General features: G+C 71.7%; 13 protein-coding genes. 9 read left to right on the plus strand and 4 right to left on the minus strand.

Annotated features, from left to right (window positions below):
• Positions 1 to 122 precede the first annotated feature (122 nt).
• Positions 123 to 5624: an ATP-binding protein gene (locus ACTMTF_RS08465; RefSeq protein WP_441110071.1), complete on the plus strand. Its 5502-nt coding sequence runs from the start codon at positions 123 to 125 to the stop codon at positions 5622 to 5624.
• On the opposite strand, the gene ACTMTF_RS08470 is transcribed toward ACTMTF_RS08465, so the two are convergent.
• Positions 5609 to 6241, minus strand: coding sequence for a hypothetical protein (locus ACTMTF_RS08470; protein ID WP_441110072.1), 633 nt, complete (start codon positions 6239 to 6241; stop codon positions 5609 to 5611). The genes ACTMTF_RS08465 and ACTMTF_RS08470 overlap by 16 nt on opposite strands.
• A gap of 389 nt (positions 6242 to 6630) precedes the next feature.
• A complete protein-coding gene (locus ACTMTF_RS08475) occupies positions 6631 to 6855 on the minus strand; it encodes a hypothetical protein (RefSeq protein WP_441110073.1) in 225 nt (74 codons plus the stop codon).
• Between the two features lie 186 nt (positions 6856 to 7041).
• On the opposite strand from ACTMTF_RS08475, the gene ACTMTF_RS08480 reads away from it, so the two are divergent.
• The 8 genes from ACTMTF_RS08480 (at position 7042) to ACTMTF_RS08515 (ending at position 14331) form a co-directional block, all read left to right on the plus strand.
• Positions 7042 to 7149 (plus strand): keywimysin-related RiPP, encoded by a 108-nt coding sequence (locus ACTMTF_RS08480; protein ID WP_441110074.1) that lies wholly within the window; start codon positions 7042 to 7044, stop codon positions 7147 to 7149.
• A 36-nt stretch (positions 7150 to 7185) separates the two neighbouring features.
• Entirely contained in the window at positions 7186 to 9021 is a 1836-nt protein-coding gene (locus tag ACTMTF_RS08485; RefSeq protein ID WP_441110075.1) for a lasso peptide isopeptide bond-forming cyclase, read from the plus strand.
• Positions 9018 to 9275: a lasso peptide biosynthesis PqqD family chaperone gene (locus tag ACTMTF_RS08490; RefSeq protein WP_441110076.1), complete on the plus strand. Its 258-nt coding sequence runs from the start codon at positions 9018 to 9020 to the stop codon at positions 9273 to 9275. The genes ACTMTF_RS08485 and ACTMTF_RS08490 overlap by 4 nt, the downstream gene beginning before the upstream one ends.
• A complete protein-coding gene (locus ACTMTF_RS08495) occupies positions 9272 to 9703 on the plus strand; it encodes a lasso peptide biosynthesis B2 protein (RefSeq protein ID WP_441110077.1) in 432 nt (143 codons plus the stop codon). The genes ACTMTF_RS08490 and ACTMTF_RS08495 overlap by 4 nt, the downstream gene beginning before the upstream one ends.
• Before the next feature lie 267 nt (positions 9704 to 9970).
• On the plus strand, positions 9971 to 11503 hold the full coding sequence (locus ACTMTF_RS08500; RefSeq protein WP_441110078.1) for a hypothetical protein: 1533 nt from the start codon (positions 9971 to 9973) through the stop codon (positions 11501 to 11503).
• A 325-nt stretch (positions 11504 to 11828) separates the two neighbouring features.
• Complete coding sequence (locus ACTMTF_RS08505) at positions 11829 to 12104, plus strand: hypothetical protein (protein ID WP_441110079.1); 276 nt, start codon at positions 11829 to 11831, stop codon at positions 12102 to 12104.
• 81 nt (positions 12105 to 12185) lie between these two features.
• Positions 12186 to 12863, plus strand: a complete 678-nt coding sequence (locus ACTMTF_RS08510) for a response regulator (RefSeq protein WP_441110080.1) — start codon at positions 12186 to 12188, stop codon at positions 12861 to 12863.
• Positions 12864 to 12987: 124 nt separating this feature from the next.
• On the plus strand, positions 12988 to 14331 hold the full coding sequence (locus ACTMTF_RS08515) for a sensor histidine kinase (protein ID WP_441110081.1): 1344 nt from the start codon (positions 12988 to 12990) through the stop codon (positions 14329 to 14331).
• 243 nt (positions 14332 to 14574) lie between these two features.
• Here the strand turns inward: ACTMTF_RS08515 and ACTMTF_RS08520 are convergent, their stop codons facing one another.
• Positions 14575 to 16290 carry a DEAD/DEAH box helicase gene (locus ACTMTF_RS08520; RefSeq protein ID WP_441110082.1) on the minus strand — a complete coding sequence of 572 codons (1716 nt, stop codon included), beginning with the start codon at positions 16288 to 16290 and terminating at the stop codon, positions 14575 to 14577.
• A gap of 278 nt (positions 16291 to 16568) precedes the next feature.
• Positions 16569 to 17120, minus strand: a complete 552-nt coding sequence (locus ACTMTF_RS08525; RefSeq protein WP_441110083.1) for a hypothetical protein — start codon at positions 17118 to 17120, stop codon at positions 16569 to 16571.
• Positions 17121 to 17155: the final 35 nt, after the last annotated feature.

Consider the following 17155-nt stretch of genomic DNA (forward strand, 5'->3'; position numbering starts at 1 on the left):
CCAACTCCGGCGGCGAAACACGCTTAGCCCCCGCCATTTCGGGAGCCAGGGCCACCCGAGAGTATGGATCGGGTCAGGGGCGGGACGACCGCCGTGTTCACCGACTTCGAAGGGCCCGCTCAGTGTTCAGTCGTGTCGCCATCGTCAACCGTGGTGAAGCCGCCATGCGGCTCATCCACGCCGTCCGTGACCTAGCCGCGGAGACGGGGACACAGATCGAGACCGTCGCTCTGTACACGGACTCCGACCGTACGGCCACGTTCGTGCGCGAGGCGGACATCGCCTACGATTTGGGGCCCGCCGCGAAGCGCCCGTACCTGGACCACGCGGTCCTCAGGAGGGCTCTGGTCGAGACGGGCGCGGACGCGGCCTGGGTCGGGTGGGGCTTCGTGGCGGAGGATCCGGCGTTCGCCGAGCTGTGCGCCGAGATCGGCGTGACGTTCGTCGGGCCGAGCGCCGAGGCCATGCGCAAGCTGGGCGACAAGATCGGCTCGAAGCTGATCGCCGAAGAGGTCGGCGTGCCCGTCGCGCCGTGGAGCCGCGGTCCGGTGGACACGCTGGCGGCGGCGAAGGCGGCGGCGGACCGGATCGGCTACCCACTGATGCTGAAGGCGACCGCGGGCGGCGGCGGCCGTGGCATCCGGATGGTCTCCGACGCCGACGAGCTGACCCACGCGTACGAGCTGACGCGTCAGGAGGCCGCGCGCGCGTTCGGCAGCGGCGTCGTGTTCCTGGAGCGCCTGGTGACGGGCGCCCGGCACGTCGAGGTGCAGGTCATCGCCGACGGGCAGGGCACGGCGTGGGCGCTGGGCGTACGCGACTGCTCGGTGCAGCGGCGCAACCAGAAGATCATCGAAGAGTCCGCCTCCCCCGTCCTCGACGCCGGGCAGGTCGCCGAGCTGAAGGCGTCGGCCGAGCGGCTCGTGCTCGCGGTCGGCTACCAGGGCGCGGGCACCGTCGAGTTCCTCTACCACCCCGGTGAGCGGCTGTTCGCCTTCCTTGAGGTGAACACCCGTCTGCAGGTCGAGCACCCGATCACCGAGATCACCACCGGCGTCGACCTGGTGAAGGCGCAGCTGCACGTCGCGGCGGGCGGCAAGCTCGAAGGGGACGCGCCCGAGGAGTGGGGGCACGCCGTCGAGGCGCGGCTCAACGGCGAGGACCCCGACCGGGACTTCGCCCCCTCCCCCGGCCGGATCGCCCGGCTGGCGCTGCCCAGCGGCCCCGGCATCCGGGTGGACACCGGGTTCAGCGAGGGTGACACGATCCCGGCGGACTTCGACTCGATGATCGCCAAGATCATCGCGCACGGCCGTGACCGCGCGGAGGCGCTGGCCCGGCTGCGCCGCGCGATGACGCAGACCACCGTCATCATCGAGGGCGGCGCGACGAACAAGGGCTTCGTCCGCATGCTGCTCGACGAGCCCGCGGTGATCGACGGGTCCGCCGACACCGGCTGGATCGACCGTGTGCGCGCCCAGGGCGCCCTCGTGTCGCACCAGCACTCCGCGATCGCGCTGATCGTCGCCGCCATCGAGGCGTACGAAGACGAGGAGGCCGTGACGCGGCAGCGTTTCCTGGCCACCGCGCACGGCGGCCGTCCGCAGTCGCAGCACGAGAGCGGCCGCGCGCTGGAGCTCAAGCTCCGCGACGTGGGCTACCGCGTCCAGGTCGCCCGCACCGGCGGCCACCGGTTCCGCGCCGGTATCTCGGCGGGCGGCCCGGAGCACGCGGTCGACGTCGACCTCGAGCGTTTCGACGAGCACACCGGTCAGATCACCGTGAACGGCGTCCGCTTCAAGGTCGTCACGAGCACGCACGGCCCGATCCACCTGGTCGAGGTCGACGGCGTCACCCACCGGGTCAGCCGTGACGAGGGCGGCATCGTGCGCTCGCCCGTGCCCGCGCTGGTGGTGGCCACGCCGCTGCAGGCGGGCGACGAGGTCGAGGCCGGGGCGCCGCTGCTCGTGGTGGAGAGCATGAAGATGGAGACGGTGCTGCGCGCGCCGTTCCGGGGCCGGGTGCGGGAGCTCGCGGTGTCGGTCGGCAGCCAGGTGGAGGCGGGCGCCCGCCTGCTCCGCCTGGAGCCGCTGGCCGACGGTGACGAGGCGGCCGGTCCCGCGGTCGCGGCGAAGGAGGTCGAGCTGGACCTGCCGGCCGAGCCGGCGAACGTGCCCGCGGCCGAGCGGGCGGCGCGTGGCCTGCAGGATCTGCGCAGCCTCCTGCTGGGCTTCGACATCGACTCTCAGGACGAGAAGCGCCTGCTCACCAACTACCTGGCCGCGCGGGCCGAGCTCGTCGCGGCGGGCGAGCACGAGCTGGCCGGCGAGGTCGAGCTGCTGCGCCTGTTCGCCGACCTGAGCGAGCTGAGCCGTAACCGGCCCGTCGGCGAGGACTCCAAGTCCGACTCCGCGGTACACAGCCCGCGCGAGTACTTCCACACCTACCTGCGGTTCCTCGATCCGGACCGGTCCGGGCTGTCGAAGGGCTTCCAGCAGCGGCTCACGCAGGTGCTGTCCCATTACGGCGTCGACGGCCTGGACCGCACGCCGGAGCTGGAGGACGCCGTCTTCCGGATCTTCCTGGCCCAGCGGCGCGCGTCCGCCGACGTCGCCGTGGTGACGACCCTGCTGCGCCAGTGGGTGGCGGAGGCCCCGCCCGCCGAGGCGGACCGCCTCACCGTCGGCCTGGCGCTGGAGCACCTGGTCGCCGCCACCCAGGTCCGCTTCCCGGCCGTCGCGGACCTGGCGCGCGGTGTCGTGTTCGCCTGGTTCGCCCAGCCGGTGCTGCGCCGCACCCGCGCCAAGGTCTACACGACCGTACGCAAGCACCTGCGCTACCTCGACGAGCACCCCGACGCGCCCGACCGGGCCGAGCGGATCTCCGCGATGGTCGCCAGCCCCGAGCCGCTCGTCCGGCTGGTCGGCCAGCGGATCGGCCGCGCAGGCGTGGACCCGCTGCCGCTGCTGGAGGTGCTGAGCCGCCGATACTACGGCAACCGCGCGCTGCACGACATCCGGGCGAGCAAGATGGTCGGCTGCACGTTCGTCGTCGCCGACCACCGCACCGCGGCCGGCGACGGCCGGGTCGTGACCACCGCGGTCGACTTCCAGGCGCTGCCCGAGGCGGTCAAGGCGGTCGACGAGTTCGCCCGTGACGGCGAGCTGGTGGCGGACGTCTACCTGTCCTGGCCGGACGGCCCGAGCGACCCCGACGAGATGGCCACGCGCCTGCGCGAGGTGCTGGTCGCGCAGCAGCCGTCGAACCGGGTCAGCCGCATCACCACGACCGTCGCGGGCAACAGCGGCGCCGTGATGCACCACCACTTCACCTTCCGCCCGTCCCCGGACGGCTTCGCGGAGGAACGGCTGCTGCGCGGCCTGCACCCGCGCATCGCCGAGCGGATGCAGCTGGAACGGTTGCGCGCCTTCGACCTCACCCGGCTGCCCTCGCCCGACGAGGAGGTCTACCTCTTCCGGGCCCAGGCACGGCAGAACCCGTCCGACGAGCGGCTCGTCGCCCTGGGCCAGGTCCGCGACCTGACCCCGTTGCGTGACGACGAGGGCAGGCTCGTCGCGCTGCCCGCCGCCGAGGACACCCTGACCACCTGCCTCGACGCCATCCGCCGGGCCAAGCAGCCCGGCGCGAAGACGTCCGCCACGAACCGGATCGTCATCTACGTGTGGCCGCCGACCGACTTCTCGCCTGACGACCTGAACACCGTGGCCAAGCGCGTGCTGCCGGCCACGGCGGGCGCGGGCCTGGAGGAGGTGCTGTTCCTCGGCAGGCGCCGCGACAGCGCCACCGGTGAGCTCGTCGACATCGCCGTCCGGATCGGCTACGACGTCGGCTCCGGCGTGCAGCTGTCCGTCGTGCCGCCGCCGACCGAGCCCATCGAGCCGCTGGACGACTACCGCCAGGAAGTGCTGCGCGCGCACAGCCGGGGCACCCACTACCCGTACGAGCTGACCGGCATGCTCGCCGGGCCGTTCGGCTCGTTCACCGAGTACGACCTGGACGAGCGGTCGACGCTGGTGCCGGTCAACCGGCCCAAGGGGCGCAACACCGCCGCGCTCGTCGCCGGTGTGATCAGCACGCCCACCCCGCGCCACCCGGAGGGCATGACCCGCGTCGTGCTGCTGGGCGACCCGACGAAGGCGCTCGGCGCGCTGTCCGAGCCCGAGTGCGCGCGGGTGATCGCCGCGCTCGACCTGGCCGAGCGGATGCGGGTGCCGCTGGAGTGGTTCGCGCTGTCAGCGGGCGCCCGTATCTCGATGTCGTCCGGCACCGAGAACATGGACTGGGTGGCGGCCGCGCTGAAGCGGATCGTGACCTTCACCCAGGACGGCGGCGAGATCAACATCGTGGTGGCGGGCATCAACGTCGGTGCCCAGCCCTACTGGAACGCCGAGGCCACGATGCTCATGCACACCAAGGGCATCCTGGTGATGACGCCGGACTCGGCGATGGTGCTGACCGGCAAGCAGTCGCTCGACTTCTCCGGCGGTGTGTCGGCCGAGGACAACCACGGCATCGGCGGCTACGACCGGATCATGGGCCCGAACGGCCAGGCGCAGTACTGGGCGCCGGACATCCGCGGCGCGCTGGACGTCCTGATGTCCCACTACGAGCACAGCTACGTCGCGCCGGGCGAGAGCCGGCCGCGTAAGACGGTCACCAGCGACCCGGTGGACCGGGACGTGTCGGCGTTCCCGCACGCCGTCCCGGACAGCGACTTCACCACGGTGGGGGAGATCTTCTCCGTGGAGTCCAACCCGGACCGCAAGAAGCCGTTCGACATCCGTACGGTCATGCGCGCGCTGTCCGATCAGGACCATCCGGTGCTGGAGCGGTGGGCGGGCATGGCCGACGCGGACACCGCCGCGGTCCAGGACGTCCACCTCGGCGGGCAGCCGGTGTGCCTGCTCGGCATCGAGTCCCGGTCGGTGCCGAGGCGCGGGTTCCCGCCCACCGACGGGCCGGACACCTACACCGCGGGCACCCTGTTCCCGCAGTCGTCCAAGAAGGCCGCCCGTGCCATCAACGCCGCCAGCGGCAATCGTCCGCTGGTCGTGCTGGCCAACTTGTCAGGGTTCGACGGGTCTCCCGAGTCGATGCGCAAGCTGCAGCTGGAGTACGGCGCGGAGATCGGCCGCGCGGTGGTGAACTTCAAGGGCCCCATCGTGTTCTGCGTGATCTCGCGCTACCACGGCGGCGCCTTCGTGGTGTTCTCCAAGGCGCTCAACCCGAACATGACCGTGCTCGCGGTCGAGGGCTCGTTCGCCTCGGTGCTCGGCGGCGCGCCGGCCGCCGCGGTGGTCTTCGCGCGCGACGTCGACAAGCGGACCGGCAACGACCCCCGCGTGCTGGCGCTCGCCGCCCGGCTGGCGGAGGCGCCGGCCGCCACGCGCGCCGCGCTGGCCGCCGAGCTGGCCGAGCTCCGGTCGTCCGTACGGTCGGAGAAGCTCACCGAGGTGGCCACCGAGTTCGACCGCGTGCACAGCATCCAGCGAGCGGTCGACGTGGGCTCGGTGGACGCGATCATCAGCTGCGCCGAGCTGCGGCCCCGGATCATCGAGGCGGTCGAGAAGGGCCTCGCCCGGGACGGTCAGTCGGCGATGTAGCTGATCGAGCGCACCTCGTAGCCGGCGGCCTTGGAGCCGCGTACGTGCATGAACATCGCGCCGCCGTCGTAGGAGTAGGCGCAGGAGTAGCCCTTGGGTTCCTTGCCGCAGCCCTGGAAGTGGTGGGTGACGCCGTGCGGGTCGTACCTGACCTTGAACAGCGTCCGCACCGCGCCCGTGCCGCCGACCTCCAGGGCGCCGTACCTGTCCGCCCGCTTCCAGGCGGCGAGCAGGTGCGCGGCCACGGCGGACGGCTTGGCGAGGTGCCGCGACAGGTGGACCTTGGTGACCTTCGAGCCGGTCACCACCATCGCGATGCCGTCGAGCCCGCCGGGCACCCGCACGCTGGTGTGGACGTACCGGCACACGTTGCCGGCGCAGCCGGCGAAGCGGTCGGGCGCGCGGTAGGCGTAGGTGAAGATCGCGCGGGCCGCGGCGGGGGTGGCCACCTTGGCGGCGGCCGTGCGGTCGCCGGCCAGCCAGGCGCGGAACAACCTGCCCGCCACCTCGCCGGGAGCGGCGGCGGCGGAGATCGGGGAAGCGGAGGCGGTGGGGGCGAGCGTCAGCGTCGCGGCCACCGCGAGGGCGGTGCCGCCCAGAGCCAGTCGTTGGAACACACTCCGACGCTAGGCGCGGCCCCTTGCGCGGTGATTGCCCCCGGCTTGCACTGCTCTGACGTCCTCGTAAGCCCTCGAAGTGGGCCGGTGAAAACGCGGTCAAGGGTCGGGCCGAAACCTGCGAAGAGAGGATTCCGAGAAAGTCGCCGTGGGGAGGGTGGAGCGGACGAAGCAGAGGAGGGAACACCATGTCAGTACTGCGCTATCTGTACCCAGCGACGCTTCGGTCACCGGACCCGTTCGATGACCTGAACCCCGAGAACACCAGCACCTCGCGGCGCCGTAGACGCAGCCGTCGCCGCTGAGGGGAGGTCGAACACGAAGGTCAGCTCGGCGAGCACGCTCGCCGAGCCGCCCGTTCTGTGGGCCGCCGTTGCCGGTGCTCCCGGTCAGGAGCCCGCGTCGACGAGATTGAAGATCGTGTACGGATCGCGCCCGCCGAACAGCAGGGAGATCACGATCGCGGCCATTTTCAGACGAGCGCGTGGTGCCGCGTGGACGGCGGGGACGATTCGCTCACCGAGCCGCGGCCGGTTCATGAATCCGTGGCCGCCGTCGTCGCACGGGCGTGTCGCGCAGGCGGTGGCGAGATCGATGGCACGTATTCGCCACATATTTGTGGTCGAACAGCATGCATAGCAAGAGAATTGTAGGTATTTTCCCCTATAGTCAGCGCCTAATCTAGAGCGAATTTCCTTATAAACTTGGATATTGCAGTAAATGACACCGGACTGGACGAAATTGCGAAGGGAATGCGAAAGTCAGCAATGTGCCGTAGCAAGCCAACCGAAAGGAAACACATGAAAAGCTATGAGAAGCCCCGGCTGATGGCGGCCGGGTCCTTCCGCAAGGTCACCGGTCTCCTGGGGCATCACGGCAACGACCGCCTGATTCTCAGCAAGAACTGAAAGCCGCGATCCTTGGCCCGGCACATGCCCGACGGCATGCTGAGCCGGCCCCGCCACGGCGAGGCGTACTTCGTGGTCCTTCCGGATCGCGAGCCCGCGCCCGCCGTGGCGGTGGCTCTGCGTACTGCGACTGCCCGCGTCATCACGCACGCCTCCGGACTGCCCTGGGTGGTCGGGCACTGGTCCGACGAGGAGATGGCGGTGGCCGAGGCGGGCGCCACCAGGCTGGCGCTGATCGGCTGCTGCTCGATCGACGCCGAGCGGCTGGCCGCCGAAGCGGGCCGGCTGCGTGATCTGACGCACCTGGACCGGCTGGTCCGCGACCTACCCGGCAGCTTCCACCTGATCGCCGCGCTGGACGGCCGGTCGCGTGTCCAGGGCACCGCGTCCGGGCTCCGGCTGGTGTTTCACGCGCGGGTGAACGGACTCACCGTCGCCTCCGACCGCGCCGACGTGCTGGCCGCCGCCACCGGCGCGACGCCGGACCGGCGGCGCCTGGCCATGCGGCTGCTCTGGCCGATGCCACACCCCGTGCCGCACCTCCCGCTCTGGACAGAGGTGACCGCCGTCGAACCCGGCCATCATCTGATCATCGAGGCGGACGGGGCGACCGTCAGGCATCGCCGCTGGTGGACGCACCCTGAACCCGTCCGTTCTCTGTCCGACGCCGCCGAGGACGTCCGGCGGACGCTCGACGACTCCGTCGGCGCGCGTACCAGGGCCGGCGGTACGGTGAGTTTCGACCTGTCCGGCGGGCTGGACTCCACGTCCCTGTGCTTCCTGGGCGCCGCCCGCCAGGAAGCACATCTCATCGCCTCCACCTGGCCGGGGCGCGACCCCGCCGACGACGACCTGGTGTGGGCCCAGCGCGCCGCCGCCCATCTGCCCGGAATCGACCACCAGGTCTGGCCGGCCGAGGAGTCCCCGCTGGTCTATGAGGACCTGCTGGAGATCGACGACACTCTGGACGAGCCCACCATCGGCGTCATGGACCGCGCCCGGGTGCTGTCACACCTGCCGCGACTGGCCGCCATGGGCAGCAGGCTGCACGTGACCGGTATCGGCGGTGATCACGTCACCTGGTGCTCGGAGGCGAGCTACCACGGGCTGCTGCGCAGGCGTCCGCTGCTGGCGATCGGGCGGTTACGTGGGTTCCGGGCGCTGTTCCACTGGCCGTACGGACCGATGCTCCGGACGTTGGCCAACCGTCACTCCTATCGTCGCTGGCTGACCGGCTCGCTCACCGACCTGCGCGCCCCGGTGCCGCCGCCGGTGGTCAACGCACTGGGCTGGGGGGCGCCGCCACGACTCTTCCCGTGGATCACTCCAGACGCGGCCCGCATGGTCGCCGAGGCGCTCGCCGAAATCGTCCCGTACGCCGAGCCGCTGGGGCCCGATCGGGGACGGCACGCAGACCTGCGCGCCATCCATGACACCTGCCGGATCATCCGGCAGTGGGACCAGATGAGCGCCCGCGCGGGCCTGCCGATGACCTCCCCCTTCCTCGATGACCGGGTGATCGAGGCGTGCCTGTCGGTGCGTCCAGAGGACCGGGTCACGCCGTGGCACTACAAACCCCTCCTGACGGCCGCGATGCGTGGCGTCGTGCCCGACGAGTGCCTGCGACGGACCAGCAAGGCGGAGGCCGCGCTCGACGCCGCCGAAGGACTTCGCCGCCACAACTCCGACCTGCACGCGCTCTGGGCGGACTCCCGGCTGGCCGAGCTCGGGTTGGTGGACACCGCCCTGCTCAAGGACATCACCGCCCGCCCCGACAGCCCGGACCTACGCGAAGCGGTCCTGTACTCGACCATCGGCTGCGAGGTCTGGCTACGGACCCTGGAGCCACCCGGGAAGGAGACCCGCCCATGAGCCTACGGCTGCGCGCCGATGTGTCCACCGCCGAAACCGACTACGGAACCGTGCTGCTCGACCAGCGCAACGGCGCCTACTGGCAGCTCAATCCCAGCGGGGCACTGGCCGTACGCCGGCTGTTGGACGGGGACACTCCCGCCCAGGCCGCCACGGTCCTGGCCGGGGAGTTCGAGGTCGGATACGACGACGCGCTGGAGGACGTGCGAGCACTGCTGGAGCAGCTGCGGGATGCCGGGCTGGTGGCGTCGTGACCGTTCCGAGTGCGCTGAACCGGCCGCAAGGGGTTCCGTGGCGCGCCAGGCTGGCGGCGCGGATCGCGGTAGGAGCGGCGTTTCCTCTGGCCCTGCTGCCGCCCCGACGTCTGCGCACCGTACTCACCCTGCTGAGCCGGCGCGCGAAGCCCGCTACGTACGCCGAGGCCAAGGCGGCCAAGGACGCGGTGCTGGCGGTGAGCCTGACCTGCCTGGGCGTGCACGGCTGCCTTCCTCGGTCGCTGGCCACCGCCCTGCTGTGCCGGATGCGGGGTGCGTGGCCGACGTGGCGAACCGGTGCCCGGGTGCGGCCTCCGTTCGGGGCGCACGCCTGGGTCGAGGCGGAGGGGAGACCGGTGGAGGAGCCCACGCCGGAGGGGTACCTCGCCCCCTTGATCACCGTTCCGGCACACCGATCGATGGAATGACGTACCTCGACCACGGGCCGCCGGCGATGCCGTACCCCAACGACGACAATCAGCTATGCGGCATAGGTCGCCCTTATGGCCGATCACGCCATGTGCGCAGATCGGTGGTCAACGTCAAGCTAAGTAAGCCGGTAACGCACGCGTTTGTCAGGTGTTCGCCTGACACGCCCGCGTTCCGCTGTCTGTAGGCTCGCCACCGGGCTGCGTGCATGCACAGGGGCCATGCATGCCTCGCCGCGCCGGCGAACCGTTCTGAGGGGTCACTGAATGTCCAACCCATTCCCGCCACCGCACGGGCAGGTTCCCGGCCCGCAGCCGCACGGACATGGTTGGATCCCGGCGCAGGCGCCCAACGGTCCCGGAGGGCAGCCGAACGGTCCAGGAGGGCAGTGGCCGCCTCCTGGTCCCGGAGGGCAGTGGCCGCCTCCTCCCCCGCGCAGGCGCGGCGGCGGCGGGAAGGGCCCGCTGATCGCCGTCGTCGCCGTCGTCGGCGTCATCGTCCTGATCGGCGCACTGGCCGGGGGCTGGCTGCTGCTCCGCCCCGGCGGTGACGAACCGGCGCTGTCGCTGAGCCCCATCGAGGACCGGCGCGGTTCGGCGGGGTCGCGGTCGCCTGTCGCCAAGGCGGTGAAGCTGCGGCCGATCACCGGCGACCAGCTCTGCGCCGCCGTTCCGGACGCCTTCCGCAAGAGTCTGGTCACCGACGGCAGGTACGGCGGCAAGGAAGCGGCCACCGGGGCCGCCACCGAGAGCGAGAAGCGGGCGAACTGCTCGTGGGACAACAACAAGATGGACGTCGGCGGCGGCGTCATCGGCCATCGCGGCCTCAGCATCTCGGTGGAGGCCCGGAGCACCGAGAGGCAGAACGCGCTCGCGCACGCGAAGGAGCGGTTCGACAGCGACAAGAAGCAGCATGAGCGGCGGATCAACGTACGCGGCGGCAAGCGGATCGACGGGAGGACCTCCGGCTCGGCGTTCGGCGAGCTCAGGGAGCTGAAGTACGGCGACGCGTCGTACAGTCAGAGCTCGGTCGGGCACAGCGGGCTCAAGGCGAGTGTGTTCGTGCGGCAGGGGCCGTGGCTGATCGAGATCGTGTACGGCGGCAGCAACCGGACCGGCGTCAAGTATCCCTCCGGCGACGAGGTACGGGCCGCGGCCGGCAAGGTCGCCGAGCACATCACCGCGGAGATGGCCCAGAGCGCCGGCAAGGTGAAGCTCGACGGGCCGTGCGCGACGCTCACCGTCAAGGACATCCAGTCGGCGTTCTTCCCCGCCGTCCAGGGGCCGTCCGTCGACGGCAGGGACGGCCGGATCCAGCAGACCACCTGCACCTGGACCATCCGCGAGCCGGTCGAGCACGAGCCCGGCCAGGAGTTCACCGCGCGGGGCGGCGAACTGCGCGCGCACCTGGTCGACTGGGGCAGCGACGGGCTCGGATCGAAGTTCCAGTTCGACCGGGACGCCAAGAAGTACGACCGCTACCGCGCCAAGGGCGGCATCGGCGACGACGTCACCCACACCGCGTACGAGCCGCGCCAGGAGCTGTCCGGGCTCGGTGAGAAGGCGTTCGCCGTGGTCTCCACCACGACCAGGCCGAACCGGCCGGACGACGCGCCCATGCGGGAGATTCTGATCAAGGTCCTGATCGGCGACCGGACGGTCGACTTCACTTTCAGGGGGACGACGGCCGGCGGCGGCATCGTCGGCGCCGGCGACTACCAGGAGCCGGTCTTCAAGTCCTCAGCCGCGCGACCGGCCGTGGAGAAGCTGGCCAGGACCTTCCTCGCCGGCCTGAAATGATCGCCCACCGCCTGCTCATCGCCTGACTTCACCGCCTTTCTTGCCAGAGCCGCGACGACCGGCCGGTGCGAGTCGTTAAGCTGCCTCACAGCAAGATCACGGGCGGCTGGATGAGGTGACGGGGTGGCTGCGGAGGCGGCACGGCTGCCGGTGCGGCCCCTGCCGCGACTCCCGGCCCGGCTGCCGTCAATGGTCGGCGTCGCGGCGGCCTGGACCTGCAGCTACGCGTGGTGGCTGAGCACGGGCCAAGGGGCCGTAGAGCCAAGCGGCCGTACCCAGACTCGGGACCGTACCCAGACGCGGGGCCGTACCGGGCGCCTTCGACGTGCCCGGCCTGCTGGGGCTGTCCGCGAGCTTCTTCTGGACCGGCGCGCCCGAGGACACCGACACCGGGTGGTCACGGCCGCTGATCGCCTTCGCCTGTGTGACGTGCCAGTGGCACACCTCGCCGCTGGCGGGCGGCATCGCGGCGTCGCCCATGCGCTCCAGGCGGCCCGCATGCCGGGGTGCATTCCCGTCTGCTTTGGCCGGAGGCTGCCCGGTCGTCATCATCGCCGTGGCCGAGGCCCACGCCGTAGAGGCCGACGAGGGGCAGTGGTGAGGTGGTGCGGCCGTGCTCGGCGGCATCGGGTGTGCATGTCGAGATGGTGAACAGCGACGCTACGGTACGGAAGGAGGCTCCATGGCAGCCGACAAGCTGATCACCGCGGTGATCGTCGACGATCACGCGGCCATCACCGCGGGCGTCCGGTTCTGGTGCGAGCAGGCGGTCCCGCCGATCGAGCTCATCGACGCGGGAGAGCGGCTCGCCGACGTCTGGACCGGGCCGGGCGCCGCCGCCGATGTGGTGATCTTCGATTTGGAGCTGGTGGCGCGCAGGCCGGACTTCGGCGAGTTGCGCAGGCTGGTGGACAGCGGCCGGCGCGTGATCGTCTACTCCCAGCACACCGAGGACGCGACCGTGATCAAATGCATCGACCTCGGCGCGCTGGCGTACCTGACCAAGCGCGAGGGGCCCGAGCATCTGGTGCCCGCCATCCGGGCGGCCGCGCGGGGCGAGCCCTACACCGCGCCGTCGCTGTCCGGAGTGCTCGTCGCCAACGACTCCCCCGGCTGGCCACGCCTGTCCCAGCGTGAGACCGAGGTGCTGCGTGCGTGGTTCGTGTCCTCGTCCAAGGACCTCGTCGCCGCCAAGCTCAACATCACCGTCAAGACCGTCGACACCTACATCGCACGCGTACGGGTGAAGTACGCCAACGTGGGGCGGGCCGCCCGTACCAAGAGCGAGCTCGTCGGCCGTGCGCTCGACGACGGGCTCATCACGCTCGCCGAGCTCAACCAGCCGGAGACCTTGCAGTGAGGACGTGCCGACGGCGCTGTTGACAACGATCCTGACAAGTCAGGCAAACCGCGATATGCCCTGCTGTACTCTCGGGCGGTGATCTACGACGCCCGTGTCCGGCCGTCTGGTTGTGGAGGCGTGTATGTCGGCCCACGATGACGGGGGCCGACGGGGGGCGGCCGCTCGGTGGAACGTGTCGGCCCGTGCCCGCACCACCGTGGACGCGCTGGAGCATCTGGTCGGCGGGTTCGGCACCGGGATCCTGGCGATGGTGGCGCTGCTGTCGTTGCTCGTCACGGCGGTGGCCTGCCTGATCGGGGTGGGGTTGGTGCTGGTGCCCACCGTCCTGCGGGCGGTGCGCGCCATCGCCGACCGGGAACGCGCCCGGCTCTCGTCCTGGAGCCCGGAGACCACAAGCCCGGAGTTCGAAGGCCCGGAGTGCAAAGGCCCGGTGAGCATCAGCCCGAAGTTCATCAGCCCGGAGTTCATCAGCCCGGAGCCGGTGCCGGACGAGGTGCGCGCCGCGCTCGCCGACCGGTCCGTGCGGCGGGAGCTGGCCTGGGTGGCGACCCACGCCAGTTTCGGGCTGCTCCTCGGCGCGCTCGGTCTCACGCTGCCCGTGCACGCCGTACAGGACGCCACGTTCTGGTCGTGGTGGTGGTTGTTGCCGCCGGAGGAGGCCGCGACCGGGGCCTTGGGGCTCTGGGCCGTGCAGGACCTCCCCACCGCTCTAGGCGTCGCCCTGTTCGCCCCGGTGTGGCTCGCCCTCACCTGTCTCCTCGCCCCGGTCATGGCCTGGCTGCAGGCGTGGCCCGGACGGCGGCTCCTCGCGCCCGCCGCTGACAGCGACCTGACCCTGCGGGTGGCGCAGCTGACCGCGACCCGCGCCGCCGCACTCGACGCGCATGCCACCGAGTTACGGCGGATCGAGCGGTCACTGCATGACGGGACGCAGAACCGGCTGGTGGCGGTCAACGTGCTCGTCGGGGCGGCGCGGCGCGCGCTGGCCCGCGATCCGTCCACCGCCGAGGAGATCCTCGATCGGGCGCAGGGCGCCACCGAGCAGGCGCTGAGTGAGCTGCGCGGGGTCGTTCGCAGCATTCTGCCGCCGGTGCTGACCGACCGGAGCCTCGCCGACGCGCTCACCGGCCTGGCCACGGACTGCCCGGTGCCCTGCCGGGTCGACACCGACATCCCGGTCAGGGGCGCCGCGTCCGTCGAGGCCACCGCCTACTTCGTGGTGGCCGAGGCGCTGACCAACATCACCAAGCACAGCCAGGCCCGGCACGCCGCCGTCAAGGTCCGCAGGCACGCCGACCGCCTCCAGGTCCAGGTCACCGACGACGGCCGGGGCGGGGCGGACGAGTGCGGCGGATCCGGGCTGGTCGGCATCCGCCGCCGCATCGAGGCGCACGACGGGACGTTCACCTTGCACAGCCCACCCGGCGGCCCGACCACCCTGTACGTGAGCCTGCCCTGCGGATGACGGTCGCCGCACCCGAGCCGTTACGGCCCTCCTGCGGTCGCGACGGGAATCCCCGCAGGAGAGCCGCGCGCGTGGCAGGCGCAGGCGATGGAGCCGGTGCGACAGCGACACGGATCCGGGCTTCGGCACGAGGGTGGTCCGGGGCCGGGCCGCCGACGTGTCCTTCGTCCTCGACCGGCTGCCCGGAGGTCAAGGTGTGCGCCCCGGGCAGCGGGACCTGCGCCTAGCGCATCGTCGACCTGGTCAGCGTGGCCGCCTGCCGCGCGTGTCGCGCTCGCGGCGGACGGTCGGCCGCCTGCCCTTGATCGTGGCTCGCCGGAGGGCCTCGATCACCTCGTCGGCCGCCTCCTGCGGCACCTCCACCAGCGAGAACCGGTCGGCGATCTCGATCGCGCCGATGTCGCGCCCGCTCAGGCTCGACTCGCCGGCGATCGCGCCGACCAGGTCCTGCGGCCGGATTCCGGCGCTGCGCCCCACGCTGAAGAACAGGCGCGCCATGCCGCTCGCCGGGCCGCGGCCGTACCGCTCGCGGTCCGGGCCGCCCTCCCGCTGCCCGCGCCGCTGGTCCACCGAACGCGGGGCCACCTCGGGGATCTCCTGCTCGTCGAGCGCGGCCCCGCTGGCCTCGTGCGCCAGCTTGACCGCGGCGAGCGCCACCTCCATGAGGTCGAACTCGTCGGCGAGCGACTCCACCACGACGTGGAAGGGCTCCAGGTCGTCCTGGAGGAGGCATTCCTCCAGCGCGGCCCTGGTCAGCTCCATCCGGCGCGCGTGCAGGTCGGCGACGCTCGGCAGCCTCTCCACCTGGATCCGCTGCTTGGTCACCCGCTCGATCGCCTTGAGCATGCGGTGCTCGCGCGGTTCCACCAGGGTCAGGGCGACCCCTTCGCGGCCGGCTCGGCCCACCCTGCCGATGCGGTGCACGTACGCCTCGGGCGCGGACGGGACGTTGTAGTTGACGACGTGGGTGAGCTGCTCGATGTCCAGGCCGCGCGCCGCCACGTCGGTCGCGATGAGCAGGTCGGCGGTGCCGCCGCGCAGCCGCGACATCACCCGGTCGCGCTGCTCCTGCTCCATCCCGCCGTGCAGTGCCTCGGCACGGTAGCCGCGCCCGTTCATCGCCTCGGTGAGCTGGTCGACCTCGTCTCGGGTGCGGCAGAAGATGATCGCCGCCGTCGGCGCCTCGATGTCGAGGAGGCGGCCGAGCGCCGCGGGCTTGTGCGCCCTGGCGACCAGGTACGCGCTCTGCTCCACCAGCGGCGTCGACTCGCGCTCCGCCGCCGTGCGCCCCATCTCGATCCGTACCGGATCGCGCAGGTGACGGCGGGCGATCCCGTCGATGCGCGGCGGCAGCGTCGCGGAGAACAGCACGGTCTGCCGGTCCTCGGGGGTCGCCGCGAGGATGGCCTCGATGTCGTCGGCGAAGCCCATGTCGAGCATCTCGTCCGCCTCGTCCAGCACGACGGTGCGCAGGCCCACCAGGTCCAGCGTCCCCCGGCCGATGTGATCGAGGGCCCGGCCCGGTGTCGCCACCACGACGTCCACCCCGCGCTTGAGCGCCTGCAACTGCCGGCCGATGGGCGCGCCGCCGTAGATCGGCAGGACGCGGGCGCCCATGATGCGGCCGTACCGGTGGAACGCCTCCGACACCTGGATGGCCAGCTCGCGCGTGGGCACGAGCACCAGCGTCGTGGGCCCGCCGTCGCCGCCGGCGTGGAGCATGCGCTGCAGCACGGGCAGCGCGAACGCCGCCGTCTTGCCGGTGCCCGTCGCCGCCTGCCCGAGCAGGTCGTGCCCCTCGATCAGCGGGGGGATCGTCTCTCTCTGGATCGGGGTGGGCTCTTCGTACCCCAGCCCGGACAGCACGTCCAGGATCTCGGCTCGGAGCCCCAGATCGGCGAAGCTGAGCTCACCGCCGGTCGCGTTCATCGCCATCGCCGACTCATCAGGAACTCCCATACCTACGTCCATACTCCCTGCTACCGGTTCTACTTCTGGGAAGGACTCCCCGTACGGCCCGGTGCGGGGAGCGTCATCGTGCGAACTCACCCGGCACGGCGGTCGTCGCCGTCCCACCGTGCGCACCGCAGCTCTACCCTTGCACAGAGCCGGGGAACGTCTCGCCCCAGCCCGCGACGGTGGCGTCGCCCTGCGCTGGGTGCGAGCCCGAATCGCCGGACCCATTCCGGCGAACTACAACGATCTCACGAACGGACGACCCGCCGCGACGCGAGCGCTCAGCCGACCACGACGCCGCCGCTCGGCAGACCCGCGCGGTCGGGCACCACCTTGGGCAGGCCGCGCAGCCACGCCTCCAGGTCGGCGGGCCACCAGCGGCCCGCCGCCAGCCGTCCCAGCACCTCCGTGACGGCGGCCGCGGAGGCGTGCACCGGCACGACCCGGACGGGCGCGGCCCCCGCCAGCACGCCGAGCCACCAGTGCCGCCAGGTCTCCGTCATGCCGTCGGGATCGAGCACCAGGTAGTAGTCGGGCAGCACCAGCCGGTCGACGCGCAGCTCGCCCAGCGCGGCCTCGATGGCCACCTCCAGGCCGCCGACGACGCCGGTGCCGTCGAAGAAGCGCGTCCACGCCGTGGCCACGCCGGCCAGCGGGTCGGCGTCGTGCACCGTGTACGTCGCCGCCGACCGGCCCACGGCCGCCATCACCTCGGCAGGGTCGCGCTCGCCGCGCGGGATCGCCCGTACGTTGTGCAGCCCGTCCAGGCCCGCGACCACGTCTCCGGCGTCATCCCCCGCCACCACGACCACCGTACTGGTCAATCGCCGCATACCGGACAGTCTAGAACGCGAGCGGCCCACAGGAC

The organism is Nonomuraea sp. ZG12, from assembly GCF_052068115.1.
Taxonomy (GTDB): domain Bacteria; phylum Actinomycetota; class Actinomycetes; order Streptosporangiales; family Streptosporangiaceae; genus Nonomuraea.